The following is a 23,939-nucleotide window of genomic DNA, read 5'->3' on the forward strand; positions in this document are numbered from 1 at the left end:
GGGTGGACGTGGCACGACGGAACGGGCGCAGGCGCGTCGGGATCCTCATCGCGGCATGCGCTGCGGTGCTCGCGGCGGCGTTTCTTGCGCCCGCGCGCTTCCCGAATAGCTTCGGGCTTGCCATGCCGTTTGAGGCGGCGTTGCCGTGGCTCGGCGTTCTGGTGGCTCTTCTCCTCATCGCTGCACTTGCTCGCCGCGCGTGGCTCGGGATCCTGGTGAGTCTCGTGGCGGTGGCCGCCTGGTCCTGGGTGTTCGTGCCGCGGATCTTGCCGCTTGAGCCGGTGGCCATGGTCGGCAATACAGACACGGTGTCGGTGCTGAGCCAGAATGTGCGCGTCAGCGCCGGTGATACCGCTGGGGCCCGAGCGACAGCGGAGAAGCTTCGCGGCGAGGGCGCCGACCTGCTCGCGCTCCAGGAGATCGCTCCGGAACAGCGTGAGACGGTCGCCGTGGCACTGCGTGAGACGTACCCGTACGAGGCGCACGCGAGCACGGTCGGGCTGTGGAGCCGGTATCCGATCCTCACGTCAGAGCCGCTCGACCTGGGGCTCGGGTGGGATCGCGCGCTGCGCGCGACCATTGCCACGCCCGGCGGTGATACCGAGGTGTACGTCGTCCACGCGGCGTCGGCGCGGATCGACGGACACGCGCCGCGCGACGAAATGCTGGCCGAGCTCGCAGAGGAGATCCGAAACGACGGCAGCCCCCGTATCATCGCGGCCGGTGATTTCAACGCGAGCAGTGACGACCGCTCCTTTGTTCCGCTGCGCGAGCTCTTGGCCGAACCCCGTCAAGGTGCGGGCGGTTTCGGATTCTCCTGGCCAGCGCAGTTCCCGGTGGTGCGCTTGGATCACATCCTGCTGCGCGGCTTTGACGCGAGAGAGATGACGACGACGCCGATCGGTGACAGCGATCACCTCGCCGTGTCCGCCGTGCTGCGGCCGTCCGCATGACCGGGGGACAGGGCACGCCCGTGCGGTTTGGGCGTGGCGACGGGGGTGTGCCCCCGTGGACGCTCGCGGTCGCGGCGATGCTCATCATTCAACTTGTGAACGCGCTGTCGGTCGAGCTGATCGATGAGCTCGGCCCCGCGGGCACCGCGTGGCTGCGGCTCACTCTCGGGGCGGTGATCCTGGTGATGATCGCCCGCCCGCCGCTGCGTCGGGTGCGACGCCGGGACCTGCTCCCGCTCGTCGGACTGGGTGCGGCGACGGCGCTCATGATGATGGCGTTCCTCTTCGCGATCGATCGCATCCCGCTGGGTACTGCAGTCGCGATCGAGTTCCTTGGCCCGCTGGGGGTGGCCGCGATGATGAGCGGGGGGCGCCGTGCGCTCGTGTGGCCGGGCCTCGCGCTCGGCGGCGTGGTCCTGCTCACGGAGCCGTGGAGCGGAGCCGTCGATCCGGTGGGCATCGGCTTCGCGGTGCTTGCAGGTATCGGCTGGGGGAGCTACATGCTGCTGACCCAGCGTGTGGGCGACCGCTTCACTGGGGTGAGCGCCCTCTCGCTCACGATTCCGATCGCGGCGGTTCTTGCTGCGCCGCTCGGGATCCCGCCGCTCCTCGGTGAGCTCACGCTGCCGCAGCTCGCGCTCGCGCTCGGGCTCGCGGCGCTCACCCCGGTGATCTCGCTCGGGCTTGAGATGCTGGCGCTGCGACGGATGACGCACACCGCGTTCGGCACGCTTATGTCGCTCGAACCGGCGTTCGGAGTGTTTCTCGGGGCGCTGCTGCTCGCACAGCGCCCCACTCCGCTGCAGATCGCCGGCATCGCACTCGTGGTGCTCGCGGGCGCGGCTGCGCAACGGGGCGGGGTGCGCGGGGATTCAGCGAGCTAAAACGCGGGCCACCAGCCGGCGTTCGTCCACAGCCCGAGCTCCGCCTCAGCGGCTGCGCCGATGCGGAAAACTGTCTGGTCGTCGAAGGTGCGACCGACGATCTGCACGCCGGTCGGCACCCCATTCGGTGCGCGGCCTGAGGGGATCGCGAGCACCGGGACGCGGCCCACGATGTTGAACGGCAGCGTCATCAGCTCCGAGAAGGTGGCCTTGCTATCGGTGCGGGCGGCATCTGCGGGCATACCTGTGTTTGCGATGGTGGGGCAGAGGAGGGCGTCGTAGCGCCCAAGGATCTCGCCGAGCGGCCGGTAGAACGCGGTCTCGGCGGCGAGCCCGTCAACGTAGCCCATCGAGTCGCTCGCAGAGTCAATGAATGCGCGCGTGTACGGCATGAGCTGAGCGAGCTGCTCAGGATCACCATTGCCGACGCTCTCGATGAAGGGGCCCATCACCGCGCCGAAGTGCGCCCACGAGGTTCGAAGCACCTCCTCGGGAGTCCAGGGCAGATCGACCTCATCGACAATCGCACCCGCCGCGCGCAGTGCATCGGCGACGGCGCGGGCGTTCTCAATGACTGCGGGATCGGGGGAGTAGCCGCCGAGCGTGAAGCTGAGCGCAATCTTCACGCCCGCAAGACTCTCGACTGCACCCGAGACGCGCAGCTGGGGGCGCAGTGACGCCGGGTCGCCCGCCCACGGGCCGGAAATCACGTTCTGCAGCATCGCGACGTCTGCGACGCTGCGGCCCATGGGTCCGTCTGCGCAGTACGTGTCGCTGTTGAATGGCGGGAGCCCGGGCACTCGTGCGAACGGGGGCTTGAATCCAACAACACCGCAGTAGGACGAGGGGATCCGAATTGAGCCGCCGATGTCTGAGCCGGTCGCGAGAATCGTTGAGCCAGCGGCGAGCACCGCGCCCGAGCCACCCGAGGAGCCGCCGGGCGTCATTTCGGTGTTGTGGGGGTTTCGCGTGGTACCCCAGAGCGCGGTGTGTGGTCACCGGGGCGCAGCAGAACTCGGGGGTCGTGGTGCGACCGTGCACCACTGCGCCCGCGTCGAAGATGCGCTCGACGATCGGGTGGGCGATGTCTGCGACAGTGCCCTGTTCGGGCAACGAGCCCTCCTCGGCGAGGCGGCCGGCAATGGGCTGCTCTTCCTTCACCATGAGTGGCACTCCCTCCAGCGGACGTGCGTCTCCGCTGCGGTAGCGCGTCTCGGCCGTTCGAGCTGCTCTGTACGCGTCCTCGAGGAGCTCCTCGGTGACCGCGCCAACGTGCGGCTCCGTAGCGGCGGTGCGCGCGACGACCGCATCGAGCAGCTCAACGGGAGAGAGCTCGCCTGAAGTGAAGCGACGTACGGACTCCGTGGCGGTGAGATAGTTCAGATCCATGGTTCTCCTTCTCTGGGCCGCATCGTCGCGACCCGTACGTTGTACGGTACGTTGTACGGGGCTACTCTGGCAGGCATGGCCGAACAGACCGACACCACAGCTGCGCCCCGGGGAAATGCGGGGCGCGAGCCCCTGAACCGTGGGGTGATCGCTGAGGCTGCGCTTCGGCTCGCTGAAGCCGCGGGGCTCGAGGAGTTGACGATGCGTGCGCTCGCGTCTGAGCTGGGGGCTGGCACGATGACGCTGTACACGCATGTGCGTGGGCGGGACGATCTGCTGCAAGCGATCGTCGAGCGGCTGATCGCGGAGCTCGACATGCCGGGCGTGACTGCTCGTGCCGGGGGCGATTGGCGCGAGCATCTCGCCGAGGTGCTCGACGCATACAAATCACTCGCCGAGCGGTTCCCACGCTCGTTCGAGCTTCTTGCGCTCGCCCCGTACGCGGACGGGCCAGTTGCCCCTCATCTCGCGAGTGCCGAGCGTGCGCTCATCGCTGGCGGCTTGCATCCGAGTGATGCCCGTGTTGCACTGGGCACCGCGGATGCGTTCGCGACAGGGTTTCTGGTGGTGCGCGCGCGTACCGCGTTGCGGGCCGAGGGGCCTGGTGCGGCAGCGGCCTCCCACAGTCCGCTCGCCTACGCCCGGGGCGTTGCCGCAGTGATTGCCGGGATCGCGGCAACCCTGGAGGAGACCCCGAACGTTGAAGGCTCGGGCCAGGGGGCCGCGACCGCCGGGGTCTAGTGGGGGCGCAGTAGCTCGCCACCAATCAACGTTTTCTCCCGTCCCGGGGGTGCGGCGCTCGGCGCCCGCTAGCTGTCAGCGCGTGCGATGAGCGAATGAAACCGCGCGCGCGTCCGGCGATGGCTCTCGGCCGGCGTCTCCGCATCGGGGACGTCGGCCTGCGCTGACCAACGTTGCCAGCCGTGCCGCCACACGAGGACACTGAGCTCGCAATCGAGTTCGAGGTCACTCGTGTCCATGCAGGGGAGCTGAACTCTGATGCGATCGCGAAGTACCGCCGCGATCGCGGCGTCTTGAGTGGCGGCGTGAGCGTGGAGTTGGCAATCGGTGCGGAGCAGCGCGCCGACCCGACGATGCTCGGCAAGCTCGGGGGAGCCCTCCGCCGCAAGGATCGCATCGAAGAGCTGCTCAATCGCCTGGGTTGTCTCAGTCGGTGATGTGACGACCAGCGGGAGTGCTGTTGCGCCGGCGAGTGCGCGTGCATGGCCGGCGAGAACCGCGTCCTCTCGGTTGTTGTAGTAGCGGAAGAACGTTCGTCTCGAGACGCCAGCGGCGGCCGCGATCTCGCCGACGGTGGCCGCGGTGCGCGGCGCGTGAGGTGTTGTGTCCCGTTCCGCGAATTCGAGCGCAGCCAGGTGGATCCGCTGAGCGGTTTCGCGGTGCTTGCGCGCGCGGACGCCCTCGCTTGTGGCGAGAGATTGCTGGGCCTCTGTCACGGTGCTCCCTGATTCTCGCGTGCTGGGGTGCACGCAGCCGACACGCCGTGTGATCCGTCAACGGGCGTACGCCCGAAGATACTGCGCTCCGGCCGTCGCCGCAAATATTGGCACTGTGTGTCATGATTGTTCATCTGATGAATCCTCATGAAAGGCCACACCGCTCGTGACAACTCCTATGCCAGCCGAGTCGCCGGCCCCCACGACTCGCGCGATCACCGCAACGATTGCCGTGCTTGCGTTCTCCGCGTTTGTCATGATCCTCAACGAGACCGTGTTGAGCGTCGCCCTGCCGCCCCTGATGGCTGAGTTTGGCGTCTCCGCAAACGTCGCGCAGTGGCTCACCACCGGGTTTCTCCTCACGATGGCGGTCGTGATTCCCACGACCGGCTTCTTGCTGCGTCGCTTCTCACTGCGAGCGCTCTTCGGCGCCGCGCTCGTGCTGTTCGTCCTCGGTACGCTCATCGCCTCGTTGGCGCCAAGCTTCCCCGTGATGCTCGCGGCTCGTGTGGTGCAGGCGTGTGGCACCGCGATCATCATGCCGCTCCTTATGACGACGACGCTGAGCCTTGTGGTGCCGCAGCGCCGGGGGGGTGTGATGGGCCTGAATTCAATTGTGATCGCCGTGGCCCCGGCCATCGGCCCCACGCTCTCCGGCGTGATTATCGAGGCGCTCGGGTGGCGCTGGGTGTTTGGGCTGATGATTCCCGTGGCGGCAATCGCGCTCGGGGTGGGCCTGGTGTTCCTGCCGCGAATAGGTGGCGGTGAGCGGGTCCCACTCGACATCCGCTCGGTCGTGCTGTCCCTGTTGGGGTTCGGCGGGCTCGTGGCGGCGTTGTCGACCGCGGCGGACATTGCCGAGGGGGCCTGGAGTCCCGTGCTCTCGCTGGTGATTGGCGTGGCGGCGCTTGCGCTGTTCGCGCGCCGGCAGCTCGGGCTACAGCGCGATGGAGATCGAGCGCTGCTCGACTTGCGCCCCTTCGCAGAGCGGAATTTCACGCTCGGAGTCGTGCTCATCATGATCGCGTTTGGCGTGCTCCTAGGAACGGTGGTCGTACTGCCGATCGCCGCGCAGAGCGGGCTCGGTATGAGCGTGTTGGCAACTGGGCTGATGCTGCTTCCCGGGGGAGTGACCCAGGGAGTGCTCGCGCCGATCGTGGGTCGGCTCACCGACCTCATCGGTGCGCGGGTGATTGTGATCCCCGGGCTCCTGCTGATGAGTGGTGCGCAGTGGTGGCTCAGTGCGCTCACCCAGGCGACCTCGCTCGGCGAGCTGATCGCAATGCACGTGATGTTTTCAGCGGGTATGGCGCTCGTGCTCACGCCCATGATGACGCACAGCATGAGTGCGCTTCCTGCCCCGCTCTTCGGGCACGGGAGTGCCATTCTGAACACATTGCAGCAGCTCGCAGGCGCTGCGGGCACGGCCGCGCTCGTCGGGGCGCTCGCGGTTGGTTCCGCAGCGGCGCCGGTCGCGGGAGCGGGTGCGGTTATCGCGGGTGCGCGCCTCGCCTTCCAACTCGGTGGCTGTCTCACACTCGCGGGCGCGATCTGTGCGCTCTTTCTCACGCGGCTGGCCCGACGGTGACGGGTGCAGGGCATGGGTAGTCATTTGCCATAGCGGATAGATAGGATCTGTGTAGGCTGCGTACCGGGGGTGGGGCAGCGAATCCATCGTGCGCGCACGGCGCCGAGTGAGTTCAGGAAGCTGGGAGTGCAATGGCGAGTTTCTGGGGGAGAAGTCTGCTTGCCGCGAGTGCGGCGGTGGCTATCGCGGCGAGTCTTGGAGGCGTAGGCTCGCCAGCGCTCGCGAACGAGGGCGCGAACAGGGCGGCAGGGGTGCACCTCGCCGATCCCGAGCTCACCGCGTGTGTCAATGCGAAGCTCGGAGCGAGTCGAGCGCCGGATGCGCCGATCATGCAGGCCGAGATTGAGGGCATCACCGTGATGACCTGCAACGGCGACTTCGCTGTGACCTCTCTCGAGGGCTTCGAGGCGGCGAACGACCTGCGCACGCTTGCCTTCCTGGGTGGGCGACATGACCTCTCCGGAAGTGGTGTGCTGCGTCCGCTCACGACGATGCCGAAGCTCTCGAGCCTCACACTCACAGACGCGAACCTCACGGACGCCTCGCTTGGCGTGGTGAGTGGTGCGGGCAAACTCTCGCGGCTCACCGTTGTAGGCAACCCGAAGCTCACCACGCTCGAGCCACTCGCCACGATGACGAGCCTCACCACACTGGATGCCTCCCGCAATGCGGCGCTGAGCGACTTTGAAGCCCTCGCGAAGCTGCGCTCGCTCCGAGACCTGACGATCTCGCAGAACCCGCTCCTCACGGACCTTGCTCCGCTCGCTGGCCTGACTGAGCTGAGCTACCTGAACGCCCAAATGACGGGAATCGACAGCCTGGCCCCGCTCTCCGAGCTGACGAAGCTCACCTCGATCTCCGCTACGCACACACAGGTGAGCAGCCTGGAACCGCTTGCGAAGCTCACCGCGCTTTCGAATTTGAGCATGTCACGCGCGCAGCTCACTAGCCTGGCGGGCATCGAGAACGCGGCAGCTTTGAAGACGCTCGAGATCGACCACAACAGCGACCTGGGCGACAACATCACCGCCATTGGAAACAAGCCCCTGCTGTACCGAATTCACATGGACGCAATCGGGGCCACCACGCTTGCACCGTTACGCGAACTGGCCGGTCTGAAGAGTCTCCAGGCGATGGGCAACCATATTCAATCGCTCGAGGGGCTCCCGGCAGCTCCGGGCAGCCGCTCCGACGGGACGATGGCGGTCACCGCGCAGCAGATCCATCTTGAAGATGTCTGGGTGCCGCGCGGAGCAAAGCGCTACCGGGCTGATGTGAGCGGTGAGCTGGCGCTGCGCGACGGGATCACATTCCCCCGCTTCGGCGGAAACCAGGCGCCGGTGCTCTCACCGGACTTGCCGTACGTTGACATCACCGTGTATTCCGCGATTCCTACTGCGGAGTACACGTTTTCCGAGACCAACGAGCTCGACAACGATCGCTACACCGGAACCGTGTATCACCCGATTGTGTGGAGCACGATTACGAGCGAAGACTCGGCGACGCTCACGTTCCAGCAGCCCTGGGAGCAGCAGACAACGTACACCCAGGGCTTCCCCGCCGCGAGCTTTGAGCTTGTGCCGCGGGATGGGGTGGAACGTCCCGACTGGCTGCAGATCGATGCTGAGGGCAAGCTCTCGGGCACGCCAGACACGTTCGGCGAGTGGGCGTTTGATCTGCGTGTCGCTGATGCCCTCGGCAACACGATGACGCAGCGGCTCGATATCGCGGTTGCCGATCCTGGAACTGCGACGGTCGAACTCAGCCACGACCAGACGGTTGCAGCCGGGGGGTCGGCGACGTTCACCGTGACGCGCGCGAACGACGGATACGCGGGCGCGGCCTCCGTGACTGTGGCTACGCAAGACGGGGCCGCGGGCGACGAGAACCCAGCGCGCGCCGGCGTCCACTACACACCTCTCGCCGAGACGCTCAGCTGGGCCGACGGCGACACGTCACCGCGGGAAGTCACGGTGGCGACGCTTGAAACTGCAGCAGGCGACCCTGACCGCAGCTTCACCCTGGAACTCGCCGGTGCCGAGCCGGCTGGCCTCGTGGCAATTGGCGCGGGGGGTTCCACCGACGTGACGATCGTCGCCCCGACTCCGGTGCCCAACGAGTTGAACTTCACCGGCCCCCAGCGAGCCGAGGGCGGGGAGTCTCTGACATTTGAGGTGAGTCGGAGCCGCGCCGCAGAAGACCCCTGGACCGGGGTGGCGAGCGTGCAGGTGTCCACGGCCGACGTGTCTGCGCTCGCGGGCACACACTACGAGGAGACCACTGCAACGCTCGAGTGGGGGCCGAACGACTTTGCCGCGAAGCAGTTCGTCGTCCCTACGCTGGCGCCAGCCGCGGGCGACCCGGAACGGAATTTTGCGGTGGAGCTAAGCGAGCCCAGCACGTTCGCAGCGCTCGGAAAGGTGAGCTCGGTGACCGGGACGATCACCGCACCCGCGCCCGAGCTCACCGTATTTGCTCTGAACGGCGATCAGCAGGGGATCGCGGGAGAGACGCTCTCCTTCGAGGTCTCTCGCGTGAACGCGACGCAGCTGCCCTGGGAGGGCGAGACCAGCGTCGTGGTAGAGACCGTTGACGGCTCTGCGGAGGGCGGTACGCACTTCACCGCAGTTGCTCCGACCACGCTGACCTGGGAGGCGGGGGATACTGATTCGAAGACGGTGACTGTGGCGACCGAGCGCGTGGCCGCGGGGGATCCGGACCGAACCTTCCAGGTGCGGCTCAGTGAACCGGGCGCCTACGGCGAATTCGGCAGCCCCTCGGAGGTTGAAGGAGTGATCGTCGCAGAAGTCCCCGATCCCAGTCTGCTTGCCGTCGTGGGGGAGCCAGAGGTGCGCGCGGGGGAGGCTGCAGTGTTCACCGTGACTCGCACAGACGCCGCGGAACGAACGTGGACGGGGCCAGTCACGGTACGCGTCCGCACACAGGATGGCACAGCGCACGCAGGCACGCACTTCACTCCAGTGGACGTTGAACTCTCCTGGGAGGCCGGAGACGATTCCTCACAGCAAGTCGAAGTGCCGACGACTCCAGGCTTTCGCGGTGACGAGTCCAGGCAGCTTACGCTGGAAATCTCTGCACCGAGTGAGCACGCGGTGGTGGAAGCCGGAGCTTCAACGGCAGTGGGGACCATCAGCTACGCGAAGCTGACACCGGTAGACCCCGACCCAGACGCTGACCCCGAAACGGACCCGGGTACGGAGACCGACCCAGGTTCCGGCGGCGGAGACGGCAGCGGCGGCGGAACGTCCGCGCCGCGCGACGGCCTCGCGGCAACGGGCGGCCCGGGAATCGAGCTTCCATTGATGCTCGGCGGCGCGGCGCTTCTCGCGGGCAGTGCGCTGCTGCTGCGCCGCAAGAAGCGTGCCTAACATTTGAGGCCGCGTACGTTCGCCACGGAGATATCTGCTTCCTCGGAACTCTATGTGCAGATTGCACCGAGGAGCCAGATATCTCCGAGGGGAACGATGGGTGCCGCGCGAAGACCGGAACTACTTCGTGGCATCCATGCCGCTCGCCTCGCAGCGAAACGATCCCGCTATCTCGTGGGGAGAACTGATCCGCGCTCGAGTCGGTCACACTTCGACTGAGCCTGCTGTTCGTCAGTGCGGTTGATCTCCGACCAGATGGTGTCGAGCGAAAGCCCGAGTACTGCCGCGATTGCTGCAACCGTGGGGAACGCCGGGGTTGCGACACGGCCAGATTCGATCTTGCGAAGCGTTTCCGGGGAGATGCCTGCTGCGAGAGCAACGTCGAGCATCGGGCGTGCGCCTCGCGTGTGGCGCAGCAGAGCGCCGAGGAGTTCTCCTCGCTGGATGTCTTCGGGAGTGAGTGGCAATCGAACCATATCCGTCATACTATCCCGGTATAGAATTACCGGGATAGTTATTGGATACAGCGAGAGGCGCCCATGATCGAGATACTCAGCCCAGCCGAGGTAGACCACGCCAGGACTACGGGCCGACTCGTCGGTGACATCCTCCACGCCATCAAAGCCCGGTGTCAGGTCGGCACGAATCTCCTCGAAATTGACCAGTGGGCGAAAGAGATGATTGCGAGTGCCGGAGCGACAAGCTGCTACGTCAACTACGCGCCCTCATTCGGGAGTGGCCCGTTTGGGCACTACATCTGCACCGCCGTCAATGATGCCGTGCTGCATGGCATGCCACGCGACTACCGTCTCAGAGACGGCGACCTGCTCACTCTTGATCTCGCCGTCAAGAAGGACGGTATCGCGGCAGATGCGGCGATCAGCTTCATCATCGGCAACACCCACGATCCCGAAGACGTGGCGATGATCGCCGCAACCGAGCAAGCGCTGGCCGCCGCAATCGCCATCGCCGGCCCTGGTGTGCGCCTCGGTGACCTCTCCCACACGATTGGGCAGGTGCTCTCAGGTGCGGGGTATCTCATCAATATGGAATTTGGTGGGCACGGGATCGGATCAACCATGCATCAGGATCCCCATGTCGCCAACGATGGTCGTCCCGGCCGTGGGTACAAGTTGCGCCCCGGTTTACTCCTGGCGCTCGAACCCTGGGTGATGAACGACACCGACCGTCTGATCACCGATCCCGATGACGGGTGGACGCTGCGTAGCGCGACGGGAGCACGCACCGCGCACAGTGAACACACCATCGCGATCACCGAGGGCGGCGCCGAGATACTCACGATTCCTGCGTCAACGTCAGCTGTCTCATCTTCGTGAAAATGGCCCCTGACCGAGAGAACTCAATTCCCGGTCAGAGGCCAGTAGTCATTCGCGTGCGCGAGGGGGGACTTGAACCCCCACGTCCGAAGACACTGGAACCTAAATCCAGCGCGTCTGCCAATTCCGCCACTCGCGCGCGTGCCACGTGGGTGGCACCAGACCAGCTTAGTGGTGTGCGGGGGAGCGCCGCGAAACGCGCCCCCGCACACTCGAGCTACCGCTCGATGACCTCCGCGCCCTCGGGGAGCGGCGCGCCTGCGGGGAGCCGGACGGTAACGAAACCGGTGTGCTCTGTGGCGACTTGCTCTGTGGCGACCTGCTCAGTGGCGACTTGCTCTGCGGCGGCCTGTGGTGCGGCGGGCGCGGGCGCTGCGGCGGGCGCGGCGATCGGTGCGAGCAACTCCGCCTCCATGCCACCGGCCGTGACCTCGTCGCGCTGCACCGCGGGATGGTGCTGCGCCATCTTGTCGATCCAGGCGAGCGCGAGCGCGGACACGATGAAGGCGAGGTGGATCATGACCTCCCAGAACACGCCCGTCGACGAGTAGATCACCTTGTCGCCGGACTTTACGAGGCCATCTTCCATGCGGCCCACCTCGATGAAGGTCTTCAGGAGGTGGATCGAGGAGATCGAGATGATCGAGACAGCGAGCTTGACCTTCAGGAGGTTGGCATTGACGTGCGAGAGCCAATCGGGCTCATCATGGTGGCCCTGTACGCGAATCTTCGAGACGAAGGTCTCGTAGCCGCCGATGATCACCATGATGAGGAGGTTCGCGATCATCACGATGTCGATGAGCGCGAGCACGCTCAGCATGATGTCGGTCTCAGTCACCTGTCCGGTCACCACGACCTTTTCCACAAGATGCCAGAGCTCAACGAAGAACAGGATGACGTAGACCGCCTGCGCGATGATGAGGCCGAGGTACAGCGGCGCCTGGAGCCAGCGGCTCGCAAAGATGAACGCGGCGAGGGTGCGCGACGCCGCGCCCGGGCCGTGCTCGGCGCTGCGCGCAATCGGCGACGTCTTGCGTTGATTCACTGGGGTTCTCCTGCTGCTGGGGGTGAGCGAAAAGCGGAGTCACATGCTATCGCAGCCCGGGCTGGCAACGCTGGGGGAGTCTATGTACGGGTATACTTGCTCTCTGCGAAGGGGAGTATTCCGTTTCGTCCGTGTCGTCAATACGCTGCGCGCAGATCGCGTGGCCGGTGCGGGCGCGGCGCGGGCCACATCGGGCCGACGCCGGGAAGAGACTTTCGGTCTTTTGCGCACCCTGCGCCAGCCGAAGGAGAAGGCTTCACCCGTGACCCAAGTACTCCCACTCTGGTTCGAGATCACTTCGATGATCGTGCTCGTCGCGATCCTCGTCGTCGATCTCCTGCTCATCATCCGCCGCCCCCACGTTCCCTCCATGCGCGAGGCGAGCCTGTGGGTGGGGTTCTATGTGCTGCTCGCGCTCGCGTTCGCTGGCGCGATCTTCCTGCTCGGCGATGTGCAGCACGGCACCGAGTTCCTCGCGGGCTGGCTCACTGAGTACAGTCTCTCGATCGACAATCTCTTCGTGTTCGTGCTGATTCTCGCGGCGTTCAAGGTGCCGACGGCGTATCAGCAGCGTGCTCTCATGATCGGGATCGTGCTCGCGCTCATCTTCCGTGGCATCTTCATTCTTGTGGGTGCGGCCATCATCGAGCGCTTCATCGCGATCTTCTTCGTGTTTGGCGCCTGGTTGATCTGGACTGCGTGGCAGCAGATCAAGCCAGGGGGGCACGAGGAGCAAGGCGACGGCTGGCTGATTCGTCAGGTCAAGAAGGTCATGCCGTTCACCGACGAGTACGACGGCGGAAAGCTCCGTACCGAGGTCGACGGCAAGCGGATGTTCACCCCGTTCTTGCTCGTGCTGATCTCGCTCGGCGCGACCGACCTGCTGTTCGCGCTCGACTCGATCCCCGCGATCTTCGGCATCACGCAGAGCCCCTTCATTGTGTTCACTGCGAACGTGTTCGCGCTGATGGGCCTGCGCCAGCTCTACTTCCTGTTGGGCGGTCTGCTCGAGCGGCTCGAGTACCTGAAGTACGGTATCGCCGCGATTCTCGCGTTCATCGGCGTCAAGCTGATTCTCCACGCGCTCCACGAGAACGAGTTGCCGTTCATCAACGGCGGCAACCCAGTGCCGGTGCCCGAGATCTCCACCTGGATGTCGCTCGGCTTCATCGTGGTCGCGATGCTCATCGCAACGGTGGCGAGCCTGATCAAGGTGAAGCGTGAGGAGCGGGCCGGCGGAGAGCGGATCCACCTCGGAGCGGCCGAGTCTCACACTGAGGACTGATCCTCAGTGACCACTGGCCGGCAGCGCTTTCGCTCTGGCACCCGCGGCACCCCCGGCACGCCACTGCGGCCTGGGGTGCCGCGCTCTCTCGGGGGCCAGTGGTAGAGTGGCCCCTATGCGTATGCGGCGACTGCTTCTTCACAGCCGCGACGGGTTCTAGCCTTCGGCCGCCCCGTCGCGGAGTTCCCGCATGGCCGAATCTGCACCGCGTTGGTGCGAAGGAATAATTCGTGCCGCGCACTGCTTGTACAGCGTAGAGACTGAGAAGAGAAGCAAGAATGAGCGATCAGAACGCATCAGGATCCGGCATTGCCGCGGCGAAGCAGCCGCGCACGCTGGCCGAGAAGCTCTGGGACGACCACGTCGTCGTCAAGGGCGAGAATGGCGAGCCTGACCTGATCTACATCGACCTCCACCTGATCCACGAGGTCACCAGCCCGCAGGCGTTCGACGGGCTCCGTGCGGCGGATCGGCCGCTGCGCCGTGTCGATCTCATGATCGCCACCGAGGACCACAACACCCCGACGCTGAACATCACGCGTCAGATCGAAGACCCGACGAGCCGTCTGCAGATCGACACCCTTCGCCAGAACGTTGAGGCGTTCGGTGTCCGCGCTCACCCGCTGGGCGACAAGGAGCAGGGCATCGTCCACGTGATGGGTCCGCAGCTAGGCCTCACGATGCCGGGAATCACCGTGGTGTGTGGTGACAGCCACACGTCGACCCACGGCGCGTTCGGTGCACTTGCGTTCGGCATCGGCACGAGCGAGGTCGAGCATGTCATGGCGACGCAGACGCTCCCGCTGAAGCCGTTCAAGACGATGGCGATCAACGTCGAGGGCGAGCTGCGCCCCGGAGTCACCGCGAAGGACATCATCCTCGCAGTGATCGCGAAGATTGGCACGGGCGGCGGGCAGGGCTACGTGCTCGAGTACCGCGGCTCGGCGATCCGTTCGCTGTCCATGGATGGCCGAATGACGATCTGCAACATGTCGATTGAGGCTGGCGCTCGTGCCGGAATGGTTGCGCCCGATCAGATCACCTTCGACTACGTGCAGGGTCGCGAACACGCCCCGCAGGGTGCCGACTGGGACGCTGCCGTCGAGTACTGGAAGACCCTCCCCACGGACGAGGGCGCCACGTTCGACGCTGAGGTGTTCATCGACGCGAACGAGCTCGAGCCCTTCGTGACCTGGGGAACGAACCCGGGCCAGGGCGTGCTGCTCAGTGACACTGTGCCGAACCCCGCAGAGATTGCGGATCCGAACGAGCGTGCCGCCGCTGAGCGTGCGCTCGAGTACATGGATCTCACCGCGGGCATGCCCATGAAGGACATCGCGGTGGACGCAGTGTTCATGGGGTCGTGCACGAATAGCCGGCTCGACGACCTGCGCACCTTTGCACACCTCATCAAGGGGAAGCAGAAGGCCGAGGGCGTTCGTCTCATGGTGGTTCCCGGCTCGGCGCGTGTGCGCCTTGAGGCTGAGGCCGAGGGCATCGACAAGATCGTCGAGGCGTTCGGTGGTGAGTGGCGCTTCGCGGGCTGCTCAATGTGCCTGGGGATGAACCCTGATCAGCTCGAGCCCGGCGAGCGTTGCGCGTCGACCTCGAACCGTAACTTCGAAGGACGACAGGGCAAGGGCGGCCGGACACACCTCGTGTCGCCGCTGGTTGCCGCAGCGACCGCGATTCGTGGCACGCTGTCGAGTCCCTGGGACCTGCAGACTGATGCCGCAAACGGCATCACCCACGACGCGAGCGAGAAGGCGGAGGCGTAATTCACCATGGAAAAGTTCACCACCATCACGGGCATTGCCGCTCCGCTCAAGCGCTCGAACGTCGACACCGACCAGATCATCCCCGCAGTCTTCCTGAAGCGGGTCACGAAGACCGGGTTCGACGACGCGCTTTTCCACCACTGGCGCCAGGACGAGAGCTTCGTGCTAAACCAGCCCGAGTACAGCGGCGTCGAGATCCTTGTCGCCGGGCCTGACTTTGGCACCGGCTCGTCGCGTGAGCACGCCGTGTGGGCGCTTCGCGACTACGGCTTCAAGGTGGTTATCTCGCCGCGTTTCGCGGACATCTTCCGCGGGAACTCCGGCAAGCAGGGCCTGCTCGCCGCGCAGGTGACCGAGAGCGACGTGGAGCAGTTGTGGGCAGCGATGGACGCCGAGCCCGGCGTCAAGCTCACGGTGAGCCTGGAAGATCGCACGGTGACGGTCGGCGACCTCACCGTTCCCTTTGACATTGACGACTACACCCGCTGGCGCCTCATGGAAGGGCTCGACGATATTTCGTTGACCCTCCGCAACGAGGACGCGATCGCCGAGTTCGAATCCCGCCGCCCGGCGTGGATGCCGACTACGACGCCGCTGGCCCAGACCGCATAGAGTTCGGAGACACCGAGTGACCGAAGCAGTGAACACCCCCGTAGACGACGCGGAGCTTCCCGAGGATGCGCTGAAGCGCAGCCCTGAGGAGGAAGCCGCGGAGGGCCGGAAGCGCGACGCCCAAAAAGCTGGTGCCCGCGTGGGCCTGACCTCTGACGAGATCATCATTAACGGCGGGCGTCCGCTGCAGGGCCGTGTCGAGGTGCGCGGCGCGAAGAACCTTGCCACCAAGGCGATGGTCGCCGCGCTCCTCGGTCAGACCCCGAGCGTGCTCCGCAACGTGCCGAACATCTCGGACGTACGCGTGGTGGCCGGCCTGCTCGCGCTCCACGGCGTGCTTATCACCCGAGGCGAAGAGCCCGGCGAGTGGCGCCTCGACCCCTCGAACGTGGAGATGGCGCACAAGGCCGACATCGATGCGCACGCGGGTTCCTCGCGCATTCCGATCCTCTTCTGTGGACCGCTGCTGCATCGCCTCGGCGAGGCCTTCATCCCCGATCTCGGTGGCTGCCGCATCGGTGATCGCCCGATTGACTTCCACCTCGACGCGCTGCGCGAGTTCGGTGCGGTCATCGAGAAGCTCCCGAGCGGCATTAGCCTGACGGCCCCGAACGGCCTCAAGGGCGCCAACATCGAGCTGCCCTACCCCTCGGTCGGTGCGACCGAGCAGGTGCTGCTCACCGCGGTGCTCGCCGAGGGGCAGACCGAGCTGCGCAACGCCGCGATCGAGCCCGAGATCGTCGACCTCATCTGCATCCTGCAGAAGATGGGCGCCATCATCTCGATGGAGCCGAACCGCGTCATCTTCATTGAGGGCGTCGAGTCGCTCCGCGGATACAACCACCGCGCCATCTTCGACCGCAACGAGGCCGCAAGCTGGGCCGCTGCGGCACTTGCGACCAAGGGCGACGTCTTCGTCGGCGGCGTGAAGCAGGAAGAGATGATGACCTTCCTGAACGTCTTCCGCAAGGTCGGCGGCGATTTCGACGTGCACGACGACGGCATTCGTTTCTGGCACCCGGGTGGCGAGTTGAAGCCTGTGACCATCGAGACCGATGTGCACCCCGGCTTCATGACCGACTGGCAGCAGCCGCTCGTGGTCGCCCTCACCCAGGCGCAGGGGACCTCGACCATCCACGAGACCGTCTACGAGAATCGTTTCGGCTTCACCGATGCGCTCAACCAGATGGGCGCGAACATCGTGGTGCACAAGAACGGGCTTGCCGCAGACGAGCGCCGCGTCATGCGCCGCGAGTTCGAGCAGGCTGCAGTGATCACCGGCCCGACCCCGCTCACCGCGGCGGACATCGAGGTTCCGGATCTGCGCGGCGGCTTCAGCCACCTCATCGCGGCGCTCACCGCCGAGGGACAGTCGAAGGTCACGAACCTCGGCATCATCTCGCGCGGCTACGAGAACTTCATTGAGAAGCTTCGCCTGCTCGGCGCAGATTTCGTCTACGAAAGCTAAGCCGGCCGACCACGCGATCGAAGCTTCTGCGGCAGACTCGGTCCGGCATACCGCTGTCGGACCGAGCCTCCGGGATAATGTGAGTTATGACTGACACGGTAAAGATTCGCGGCCGCTCTTCTGCGGAGCAACGACGCCCATCCGTGTTCTGGCTGCTGGCGGGCCTTGTCCTGCCGCTGTGGTCGCTCATGGTGCGGTATCGCTTCACTCCGCAGTCGAAGCTGCCGCAGACAGGCCCCTTCATCCTCGCGCCGAATCACTACAGCGAGATCGACCCGATCGCGGTCGGTGCCGCAGTGTGGCACCTGGGACGTTTGCCGCGCTTCATGGCGAAGGCGAGTCTCTTCAAGGTGCCCGTGTTCGGCTGGCTGCTTCGCGCCTCGGGACAGATCCCCGTAGAGCGCGTCGGCGCCGCACGTCCGAGCACGGGAGGCGCGAATCCGATCGGCGCCGCGTCCGAGCTCATCGCCCGCGACGCCGGGGTCATCGTGTACCCGGAAGGGACGCTGACCCGCGATCCCGATCTGTGGCCGATGCGCGGCAAGAGCGGCGCGATCCGCCTGGCGCTCGAATCGGGGATCCCCGTGATTCCTGTCGCGCACTGGGGTACGCAGGACCTGATGCCGCGCTATGCGAAGCGCATCCACCCTTTCCCCCGAAAGACGATCCACGTCTCAGTCGGTGAGCCGCTCGATCTCAGCAAGTACGCGAACAAGCCCATTGACCAGCGAACGGTCAACGAGGCAACGCGCGAACTGATGGACGCGATCACCGCGCTCCTCGCTGACCTGCGGGGCGAAACCCCTCCGGCTGAGCGGTGGGATCCGAGTAAGCACCAGCAGAGTGAGACGGGACGTTTTGAGTAGCGCAGCACCAACGGCGACCACGGTCAATGGCCGCCGAAATCGAGGCCGAAAGGTCGCAGTGATCGGCGCCGGGAGCTGGGGAACCACCTTCGCGAAGGTGCTCACCGACGCCGGGTGCGACGTGACGATCTGGGCACGACGCCCGGAACTCGCGCAGGAGATCCAGGTCGCGAAGCGCAATACGCAGTACCTGCCGGGAATCAACCTCCCGAAGCGGCTGTCGGCAACGAGCGATCTTGCCACCGCGCTCCGCGGTGCGCGCCTCGTGTTCCTCGCTGTGCCGAGCCAGACGCTGCGGCAGAATTTGCTCGACCTCGAGCCCTTCCTCGATCGCCGCAGCGTGCTCGTGAGCCTCGTGAAGGGCGTCGAGCGCTCGACAACCATGCGGATGTCCGAAGTGATCGCCGACACACTTGACCTTCCTGCGGAGCGGATCGCGGCTGTCTCTGGCCCGAACATCGCCCTCGAGATCGCGAAGGAGCAACCGACCGGTGCGGTTGCCTCCTGCGTCGATCTGAGCGTGGCGCAGGAGATCGCCACTGCGGCATCGGCGCCCTACTTCCGCACCTACGTGAACACCGATGTGATCGGCACCGAGCTGGGCGGCGTGTTGAAGAACCTCATCGCGCTCGCGATCGGCATCGTCGATGGCGTCGGTTACGGCGAGAACACGAAGGCAGCCATTATCACGCGCGGTCTCGCGGAGATGACGGAGTTCGCCGTCGCGTCGGGCGCCGACGTGGCGACACTTTCGGGCCTCGCTGGGCTTGGCGACCTGATCGCCACCTGCCAATCGCCGCTGTCGCGAAACAACACTGCGGGCCGCCTGATCGGTCAGGGGTACTCGCAGGAGGAGACGAAAGAGCAGATGCAGCAGGTGGCCGAGGGCATCACCTCCGTGCCGCCCGTGCTTGAGCTTGCGCGTGAGCGGGGCATCGTGATGCCCATTGTCGAGCAGGTGCAGATGGTGCTGAGCGGCACGATGGCGCCCGCAAACCTCGGGCCGCACCTCGCGACCGAGGATGATGTGCCCCGCCCCGAGCAACGCCTGGACACGAGCCAGCCAGGCCGCTGGCGGCGCTTTGTGAACCGTATGAAGGGAACCCCCGCGTGACTGACACCCAGCCCATGGCCGCTTCTGAGGCGGGCGCGCAGCCCGCACGGCGAACGGTTGCCATCCTGTTCGGTGGCCGTTCGAGCGAGCACGGCATCAGCTGCGTCACCGCCGCGGGCGTGCTGCGTTCGATCGACCGTGCACTGTTCGACGTGATCCTTGTCGGCATGACCAAGCAGGGTGCCACCGTGCTCATGCAGGAGGACGACCTTGCGGGCTACAAGCTGGAGGCCGGCGCCCTGCCTGAGGTGCGCGACAACGGCACCCGCGTGCTCTGGCCCGCCTCGACCGCCACGCGCACGCTCACGCTGATCGATCAGTCTGGCGCACTGCGCAGCCTCGGCCATGTGGACGCGGTACTCCCGATGCTGCACGGACCCTACGGCGAAGACGGCACCGTGCAGGGCATGCTCGACCTCGTCGACATGCCTTACGTGGGCAGCGGTGTACTCGGCTCGGCGCTGTGCATGGACAAGCACGCGGTCAAGGTGGTTCTCGCTGATGCTGGGATTGGTGTTGCGCCGTGGCGCACGGTGACGAAGGAGCAGCTCGATGCTGATCCGTACCTCGTCCAGCGCGTCGACGAGGGCCTCAGCTACCCGTTGTTCGTGAAGCCTGCCCGAGCGGGATCGAGCGTGGGCGTGAGCCGCGTGACGAGCGCCGACGAGATCTCCGCCGCGCTCGACATCGCGTTCGCTGAGGACCGCACGGTGCTGATCGAGTCTGGCGTTACCGGCCGCGAGGTCGAGATTGCCGTGCTCGAGGGACGCGGCGATAGCGCGCCCCGCACGAGCTCCGTGATCGGGGAGATTGTCTTCACCGGCCGCGACTTCTACGACTTCGAGGCGAAGTATCTCGGCGGCGCAGGTGTCGAGCTGGCTCTCCCGGCGGACGTGACGGCCGAAGAGTTTGCTGCGATCCGCGATGCTGCCGTGCGCGCCTACGAGGTGACGCAGTGCGCAGGCCACGCCCGGATTGATTTCTTCCTCACGGCGGAGGGTCCCGTGTTGAACGAGATCAACACGCTTCCCGGGTTTACGCCCATCTCGATGTACCCGCGCCTCTGGGAAGAGTCGGGGCTCAGTTACACCGAGCTCATCACCGAGCTCATCGAGCTCGCGATCGCGAAGCGCCCGGCGTACTAGGGCCGCGGCGCTCGGCTCACTTCTGCTTGGTGATATCGAGGCTGTCGGTCAGGTCGAGGCACTGGCGCGTCTGGGGAAGCTCCTTCGCGACAGCGCTGAGATCGACCGCGGCCTCAGTGCCCGAGACCTGCTCGGAGTCGATGAAGACCGCGAGACCGGGATCCCGGCCGTACGCCTCGAAGCGGTAGATCGGGGCAGCGGACTCGTCGATGATCCAGTCGACGCCGTTGACGTTCACGCAGCTGTCGGTGGTGGGACCGCTCGGCTCCACCCCGCACACCAGCTGCACGGCGGCGTTGTCGCCCCAGGCACCCGTGCTCTGCGCGGTCGTGGAGCGACGCTCCTCACCCGCGACGGTCTTGGGCAGGCGCACGATCACGTCTGCGCACGCTGGGTTGTTCGCGTCCGCTGCCGGGTCCATCGGCACGGTGCCGGCGCAGCCCGTGAGAATCGTGGCAACTCCGCCGATGGCCGCGAGGACCGAGATCGTACGGACGAGGGGACGGCGAGAGAGCGTGTGCGAGATCACCCCCTCAGCCTAGCTGGGGTAGTTTGAGAACATGGCGCAGACGGTGGGAGAGCTCGGCGAGAGCGGTGTGTTGCAGCGCGTGCTGTCTCGGTTGTCAGTCGCGGATGCGGCCGTGCTCGGACCCGGCGATGACTGCGCGGTGCTCAGTGTGCGCGGCGAGCTGGTAGTGACCACCGACACGATGATCGAGGGGCCAGACTTTCGCGCTGCCTGGCACGGCGGCTTCGAGCTCGGCTGGAAGCTCGCCGCAACGAATCTCTCCGACGTCGCCGCGATGGGGGCCCGCCCGACGGCGCTGACTCTCGCGCTCGCGGTGCCGCGTGACACTCCGGTTTCCTTGCTCGAGCAGATCGCTGAGGGAATGACCGCCGCGTGTCGCACGCTGGCGCCCGGCTGCGGGGTGGTCGGTGGCGACCTGGGGACGGCGCCCGTGATCACCGCGGCAGTCACCGCGCTCGGCGAGCTTGCGGACCGGCCCGCGGTCACGCGCTCCGGTGCCCGCGCTGGTGACCGCATTGCGTACGCGGGTGAGCTCGGGCTCGCGGGTATGGGCCTCTCGCTGTTGTTCGCAGCGGCGGCGGACGAGGACGGGATCGCCGACCCCGCCCCGATGGCTGAGCTGTGGGAGACGCAGCCCGAGATTCTCTCCGCACAGCTTGCGCCCACCCCGCCGATTCCGCTCGGGATCGCTGCCGCGGCTGCGGGCGCCTCCGCAATGATGGACGTGTCCGACTCGCTCTCGATTGACGCCCACCGAATGGCGCGAGCGAGCGAGGTGAGGCTCGATCTCTCTTCGGCGCGGCTCAGCGAGGCCTTCGGGGTGCAGCAGGGAGTCGCGGTGCCGATTGAGGCGATGCTGAGCGGGGGAGAGGATCACGGCTTGCTCGCCACCTTCCCGCCCACGGCGGAGCTGCCCCACGGGTTCTCGGTGATCGGCGAGGTATCTCCGGCAGCGCTTCCCGGGCACGGCGACTCCTCCGGTCTCTTGCTCGATGGTGCGCCCGTCGCTCCGAGCGGATGGGATCCGTACGTGGTGCGCTGGCCGGGAGCGTAGCTCGCGGAGTACAGTTGCCGCAGGGCGGAGGTCGCCTCGCGTGGGACGCGCCCGCGCATGCGTGATAGGGGACACGATGAGCAGCAAGCTGGCACCACAGATTTCCGTTTCCGGGCACGCGGAGCGACGCCTGCCGGCCGACCGGGTTGAGCTGTCGCTCAGCACCTCGCACGTGGGGCCCGAGCGGAAAACGGTGGTTGCGGAGGCCGCTGCCGAGCATGCACGCCTCGTCGCACGCGCCCAGGAGCTCGTTGGCAGCGGCGCTGCCGCGAGCTACAGCGCTGATGCGCTCTCCACCTACACGAATAGCTGGCGCGATGAGCGCGGCGCGCAGGTGATTGAGCACCGCGCGTCGGTCAGCGTGTCCGTTGAGCTGACCGCACTCGACCAGGTGGGCGCGCTGACCACCGAGCTCGCGGAGGGCGGCGTCGATCCGCGCTTGAGCTGGAAGCTGAGCGACTCGAGCCGCACGGCGGTGCTGCGCGAACTACGCGCTGAGGCGGTCGCGGACGCGCGTGACACGGCCGGTGACTACGCCGCAGCGCTGGGCCTGAGCTCTCTCGAGCTTGTCGAGCTGCGCGACACGCAGTTTGGCGGAGGCGGGATCAGCCCGATCGGTGCGCCGCGCTTCGCGATGGCCGCGGATTCGGCCCCCACCGAGGTCAACGTGCAAGACATCGCGGTGTCGGTCGATCTTGAGGCGCACTTCTCCGCGAGCGCTTCCTAGCGGCCGGGGGCTCCTAACGGCGGGGCTTCCTAGCGGCCCGCGCGGCGGGGTGGCGAGGACTTGGCTGGGCGCTCGGTCTTCCCCGGGCGTTCGGTTTTTCCCGGTCGCTCGGTCTTCCCCGGACGCTCGGGGCGCGCCCGGAAGCGGACCCGGCTGGGTGGCTCCTCGCGGAACTCTTGCCCCGAAGCGCTCGTCCAGTGCGCGACACCGCCCTCGCTTTGGGAAAGCCGCCAGCCGCCGTGGTGCTTCACCGTGTGGTGCCCCCGGCAGAGGTGCGCGAGATTGTCCGTGCTCGTCGCACCGCCGCGCGCCGCGTCGACCGTGTGGTCAATGTCGCAGCGCTGGGCAGGGATCGTACAGCCCGGGGCCCTGCAGTGCAGGTCTCGCATCGCGAGGAAGCGCCGGATTTCGGGGCTCGGGCGGTAGCGCCCAACCGTGAGCACCGTGCCGTCGTCGTCGACGCGGACTCGATTCCACACGTCGCCGGACGCGGCGAGTTCCCTGGCCGTGTCAGGATCGACGGGGCCGACCCCGAGGACCTCCGCAATACCGCCACCCGCCGAGTCAAGCCGTCGTGGATTGCGTGCGCGTCAACGGAAGGCAGAAACGCGGTGAGGAGAGACATACCGTCGGTCTCCTCCGTGACCCTGACGTGGCGCCGCTCGCGGGCCTCCCGATGGCGCTCGGCGAGCGGTACCTCCGCAAGCTCCGCGGCAATGCGACGGGCGATAGGTCGGAGCCGCTGGGGCGGTGCGTGACGCGCGACCTCGAGCACCTCACGCTCGTAGCGCCGGCGAAGGGGGATGTCGTGCTCGGGGGAACCGGTCGTGAAGACGCTGCCCTCCGCAACGATGACCTCCACGTGGGGGAGCGAGATCGCGCCGGCCTCGAGTGTGGCGAGTGACTCTGCGTACTGCTCGCTGGCCACCGCCGCGGTGTCGAGCATGCGCTCCGCGACGTGCTCGCTCGTACTCAGCGTCGAGGCGAGCTCAAATCGGAGTGAGCGATACGCGATCATGCGCGCGCGTGCTGCGTGTGCGCCACCCGCACTTCCGGGGCCAGCCTGCCCCACCGGGGTCGGTACCGCGAGGGCCAAGATCCGCGCGAGCGCGCGCAGCCGGGCAGCGTCCGCGAGGCGCCGCGCGTGCTCGAGCCCGCGAAGCTCGGCGAATTCGGCGTCAACAGCCTGGACGTTGGGCGACGGCCCTGCGCGGCCGTGTGGGGTACCTCCGTTGGTGTCCATGCCCCTATTGACGCATGGACCACTGACATTGGTGCCCCACGCGGAGAGCGCCCGCAGGCACGAGACCGGGCGCGGA

21 protein-coding genes, 1 tRNA gene and 1 pseudogene are annotated in these 23,939 nt (G+C 66.6%); 15 read left to right on the forward strand and 8 right to left on the reverse strand.

Annotated features, from left to right (window positions below; genetic code table 11):
• The first annotated feature begins 8 nt into the window (after positions 1-8).
• Both D3226_RS12980 and D3226_RS12985 read left to right on the forward strand, forming a co-directional pair.
• On the forward strand, positions 9-953 hold the full coding sequence (locus tag D3226_RS12980) for an endonuclease/exonuclease/phosphatase family protein (RefSeq protein ID WP_202383036.1): 945 nt from the start codon (positions 9-11) through the stop codon (positions 951-953).
• The gene (locus D3226_RS12985; protein ID WP_237462884.1) at positions 950-1,837 is read left to right on the forward strand and encodes an EamA family transporter; all 888 of its coding nucleotides are present in this window, start codon (positions 950-952) and stop codon (positions 1,835-1,837) included. The genes D3226_RS12980 and D3226_RS12985 overlap by 4 nt, the downstream gene beginning before the upstream one ends.
• Here D3226_RS12985 and D3226_RS12990 read toward each other — a convergent pair.
• Positions 1,834-2,784, reverse strand: coding sequence for an amidase (locus D3226_RS12990; RefSeq protein WP_202383037.1), 951 nt, complete (start codon positions 2,782-2,784; stop codon positions 1,834-1,836). The genes D3226_RS12985 and D3226_RS12990 overlap by 4 nt on opposite strands.
• Before the next feature lie 73 nt (positions 2,785-2,857).
• Positions 2,858-3,226, reverse strand: a pseudogene (locus D3226_RS15195) (amidase family protein); the annotation flags it as partial.
• A 75-nt stretch (positions 3,227-3,301) separates the two neighbouring features.
• Between D3226_RS15195 and D3226_RS13000 the strand changes: the two are divergent.
• Positions 3,302-3,967 carry a TetR/AcrR family transcriptional regulator gene (locus tag D3226_RS13000; RefSeq protein ID WP_202383038.1) on the forward strand — a complete coding sequence of 222 codons (666 nt, stop codon included), beginning with the start codon at positions 3,302-3,304 and terminating at the stop codon, positions 3,965-3,967.
• 68 nt (positions 3,968-4,035) lie between these two features.
• On the opposite strand, the gene D3226_RS13005 is transcribed toward D3226_RS13000, so the two are convergent.
• Positions 4,036-4,683 carry a TetR family transcriptional regulator gene (locus tag D3226_RS13005; protein ID WP_202383039.1) on the reverse strand — a complete coding sequence of 216 codons (648 nt, stop codon included), beginning with the start codon at positions 4,681-4,683 and terminating at the stop codon, positions 4,036-4,038.
• 178 nt (positions 4,684-4,861) lie between these two features.
• On the opposite strand from D3226_RS13005, the gene D3226_RS13010 reads away from it, so the two are divergent.
• Both D3226_RS13010 and D3226_RS13015 read left to right on the forward strand, forming a co-directional pair.
• Complete coding sequence (locus tag D3226_RS13010; protein WP_202383040.1) at positions 4,862-6,271, forward strand: DHA2 family efflux MFS transporter permease subunit; 1,410 nt, start codon at positions 4,862-4,864, stop codon at positions 6,269-6,271.
• Positions 6,272-6,402: 131 nt separating this feature from the next.
• The gene (locus tag D3226_RS13015) at positions 6,403-9,660 is read left to right on the forward strand and encodes a Calx-beta domain-containing protein (protein ID WP_202383041.1); all 3,258 of its coding nucleotides are present in this window, start codon (positions 6,403-6,405) and stop codon (positions 9,658-9,660) included.
• A gap of 167 nt (positions 9,661-9,827) precedes the next feature.
• Here D3226_RS13015 and D3226_RS13020 read toward each other — a convergent pair whose 3' ends face one another.
• Positions 9,828-10,136: a helix-turn-helix transcriptional regulator gene (locus D3226_RS13020; protein ID WP_202383042.1), complete on the reverse strand. Its 309-nt coding sequence runs from the start codon at positions 10,134-10,136 to the stop codon at positions 9,828-9,830.
• A 63-nt stretch (positions 10,137-10,199) separates the two neighbouring features.
• On the opposite strand from D3226_RS13020, the gene map reads away from it, so the two are divergent.
• Positions 10,200-10,997: a type I methionyl aminopeptidase gene (gene map, locus D3226_RS13025; protein WP_202383043.1), complete on the forward strand. Its 798-nt coding sequence runs from the start codon at positions 10,200-10,202 to the stop codon at positions 10,995-10,997.
• A 57-nt stretch (positions 10,998-11,054) separates the two neighbouring features.
• Here map and D3226_RS13030 read toward each other — a convergent pair.
• Positions 11,055-11,136 (reverse strand) — tRNA-Leu (locus D3226_RS13030).
• A gap of 78 nt (positions 11,137-11,214) precedes the next feature.
• The gene (locus D3226_RS13035) at positions 11,215-12,042 is read right to left on the reverse strand and encodes a TIGR00645 family protein (RefSeq protein ID WP_202383044.1); all 828 of its coding nucleotides are present in this window, start codon (positions 12,040-12,042) and stop codon (positions 11,215-11,217) included.
• 262 nt (positions 12,043-12,304) lie between these two features.
• Between D3226_RS13035 and D3226_RS13040 the strand changes: the two genes are divergently transcribed.
• The 7 genes from D3226_RS13040 to D3226_RS13070 all read left to right on the forward strand — a co-directional run bounded on the left by D3226_RS13040 (position 12,305) and on the right by D3226_RS13070 (position 20,310).
• Entirely contained in the window at positions 12,305-13,327 is a 1,023-nt protein-coding gene (locus tag D3226_RS13040; protein WP_202383045.1) for a TerC/Alx family metal homeostasis membrane protein, read from the forward strand.
• A 278-nt stretch (positions 13,328-13,605) separates the two neighbouring features.
• Positions 13,606-15,105: a 3-isopropylmalate dehydratase large subunit gene (gene leuC / locus D3226_RS13045; protein ID WP_202383046.1), complete on the forward strand. Its 1,500-nt coding sequence runs from the start codon at positions 13,606-13,608 to the stop codon at positions 15,103-15,105.
• Positions 15,106-15,111: 6 nt separating this feature from the next.
• Positions 15,112-15,717 (forward strand): 3-isopropylmalate dehydratase small subunit, encoded by a 606-nt coding sequence (leuD, locus tag D3226_RS13050; protein WP_202383047.1) that lies wholly within the window; start codon positions 15,112-15,114, stop codon positions 15,715-15,717.
• 139 nt (positions 15,718-15,856) lie between these two features.
• Positions 15,857-17,185: a UDP-N-acetylglucosamine 1-carboxyvinyltransferase gene (gene murA / locus D3226_RS13055; RefSeq protein ID WP_202383191.1), complete on the forward strand. Its 1,329-nt coding sequence runs from the start codon at positions 15,857-15,859 to the stop codon at positions 17,183-17,185.
• 86 nt (positions 17,186-17,271) lie between these two features.
• Positions 17,272-18,051 carry a lysophospholipid acyltransferase family protein gene (locus D3226_RS13060; protein WP_202383048.1) on the forward strand — a complete coding sequence of 260 codons (780 nt, stop codon included), beginning with the start codon at positions 17,272-17,274 and terminating at the stop codon, positions 18,049-18,051.
• Positions 18,044-19,165, forward strand: a complete 1,122-nt coding sequence (locus D3226_RS13065; RefSeq protein WP_202383049.1) for an NAD(P)H-dependent glycerol-3-phosphate dehydrogenase — start codon at positions 18,044-18,046, stop codon at positions 19,163-19,165. Before D3226_RS13060 ends, D3226_RS13065 begins: the two co-directional genes overlap by 8 nt.
• Before the next feature lie 14 nt (positions 19,166-19,179).
• A complete protein-coding gene (locus D3226_RS13070; protein ID WP_202383192.1) occupies positions 19,180-20,310 on the forward strand; it encodes a D-alanine--D-alanine ligase family protein in 1,131 nt (376 codons plus the stop codon).
• A gap of 16 nt (positions 20,311-20,326) precedes the next feature.
• On the opposite strand, the gene D3226_RS13075 is transcribed toward D3226_RS13070, so the two are convergent.
• Complete coding sequence (locus D3226_RS13075; RefSeq protein ID WP_337249001.1) at positions 20,327-20,839, reverse strand: DUF3515 family protein; 513 nt, start codon at positions 20,837-20,839, stop codon at positions 20,327-20,329.
• 31 nt (positions 20,840-20,870) lie between these two features.
• Here D3226_RS13075 and thiL point away from each other — a divergent pair, with 31 nt between their 5' ends.
• Both thiL and D3226_RS13085 read left to right on the forward strand, forming a co-directional pair.
• Positions 20,871-21,893 carry a thiamine-phosphate kinase gene (thiL, locus tag D3226_RS13080; protein ID WP_202383050.1) on the forward strand — a complete coding sequence of 341 codons (1,023 nt, stop codon included), beginning with the start codon at positions 20,871-20,873 and terminating at the stop codon, positions 21,891-21,893.
• A gap of 76 nt (positions 21,894-21,969) precedes the next feature.
• Positions 21,970-22,620, forward strand: coding sequence for an SIMPL domain-containing protein (locus D3226_RS13085; RefSeq protein WP_202383051.1), 651 nt, complete (start codon positions 21,970-21,972; stop codon positions 22,618-22,620).
• A 247-nt stretch (positions 22,621-22,867) separates the two neighbouring features.
• On the opposite strand, the gene D3226_RS13090 is transcribed toward D3226_RS13085, so the two are convergent.
• The gene (locus D3226_RS13090; RefSeq protein ID WP_202383052.1) at positions 22,868-23,863 is read right to left on the reverse strand and encodes a DUF222 domain-containing protein; all 996 of its coding nucleotides are present in this window, start codon (positions 23,861-23,863) and stop codon (positions 22,868-22,870) included.
• Between the last annotated feature and the right edge of the window lie 76 nt (positions 23,864-23,939).

This window comes from Leucobacter chromiireducens subsp. chromiireducens, assembly GCF_016758255.1.
GTDB classification, from domain to species: Bacteria; Actinomycetota; Actinomycetes; order Actinomycetales; family Microbacteriaceae; genus Leucobacter; species Leucobacter chromiireducens.

Excerpts from the sequence above, each read along its gene's own strand:
- D3226_RS12990 (WP_202383037.1), bottom strand. The coding sequence starts at position 2,784 with ATGACGCCCGGCGGCTCCTCGGGTGGCTCGGGCGCGGTGCTCGCCGCT.
- D3226_RS13020 (WP_202383042.1), bottom strand. The coding sequence starts at position 10,136 with ATGGTTCGATTGCCACTCACTCCCGAAGACATCCAGCGAGGAGAACTC.
- leuD (WP_202383047.1), top strand. The coding sequence starts at position 15,112 with ATGGAAAAGTTCACCACCATCACGGGCATTGCCGCTCCGCTCAAGCGC.
- D3226_RS12985 (WP_237462884.1), top strand. The coding sequence starts at position 950 with ATGACCGGGGGACAGGGCACGCCCGTGCGGTTTGGGCGTGGCGACGGG.
- leuC (WP_202383046.1), top strand. The coding sequence starts at position 13,606 with ATGAGCGATCAGAACGCATCAGGATCCGGCATTGCCGCGGCGAAGCAG.
- D3226_RS13015 (WP_202383041.1), top strand. The coding sequence starts at position 6,403 with ATGGCGAGTTTCTGGGGGAGAAGTCTGCTTGCCGCGAGTGCGGCGGTG.
- D3226_RS13010 (WP_202383040.1), top strand. The coding sequence starts at position 4,862 with ATGCCAGCCGAGTCGCCGGCCCCCACGACTCGCGCGATCACCGCAACG.
- D3226_RS13070 (WP_202383192.1), top strand. The coding sequence starts at position 19,180 with ATGGCCGCTTCTGAGGCGGGCGCGCAGCCCGCACGGCGAACGGTTGCC.
- D3226_RS13060 (WP_202383048.1), top strand. The coding sequence starts at position 17,272 with ATGACTGACACGGTAAAGATTCGCGGCCGCTCTTCTGCGGAGCAACGA.
- map (WP_202383043.1), top strand. The coding sequence starts at position 10,200 with ATGATCGAGATACTCAGCCCAGCCGAGGTAGACCACGCCAGGACTACG.
- D3226_RS13085 (WP_202383051.1), top strand. The coding sequence starts at position 21,970 with ATGAGCAGCAAGCTGGCACCACAGATTTCCGTTTCCGGGCACGCGGAG.
- D3226_RS13000 (WP_202383038.1), top strand. The coding sequence starts at position 3,302 with ATGGCCGAACAGACCGACACCACAGCTGCGCCCCGGGGAAATGCGGGG.
- thiL (WP_202383050.1), top strand. The coding sequence starts at position 20,871 with ATGGCGCAGACGGTGGGAGAGCTCGGCGAGAGCGGTGTGTTGCAGCGC.
- D3226_RS13090 (WP_202383052.1), bottom strand. The coding sequence starts at position 23,863 with ATGGACACCAACGGAGGTACCCCACACGGCCGCGCAGGGCCGTCGCCC.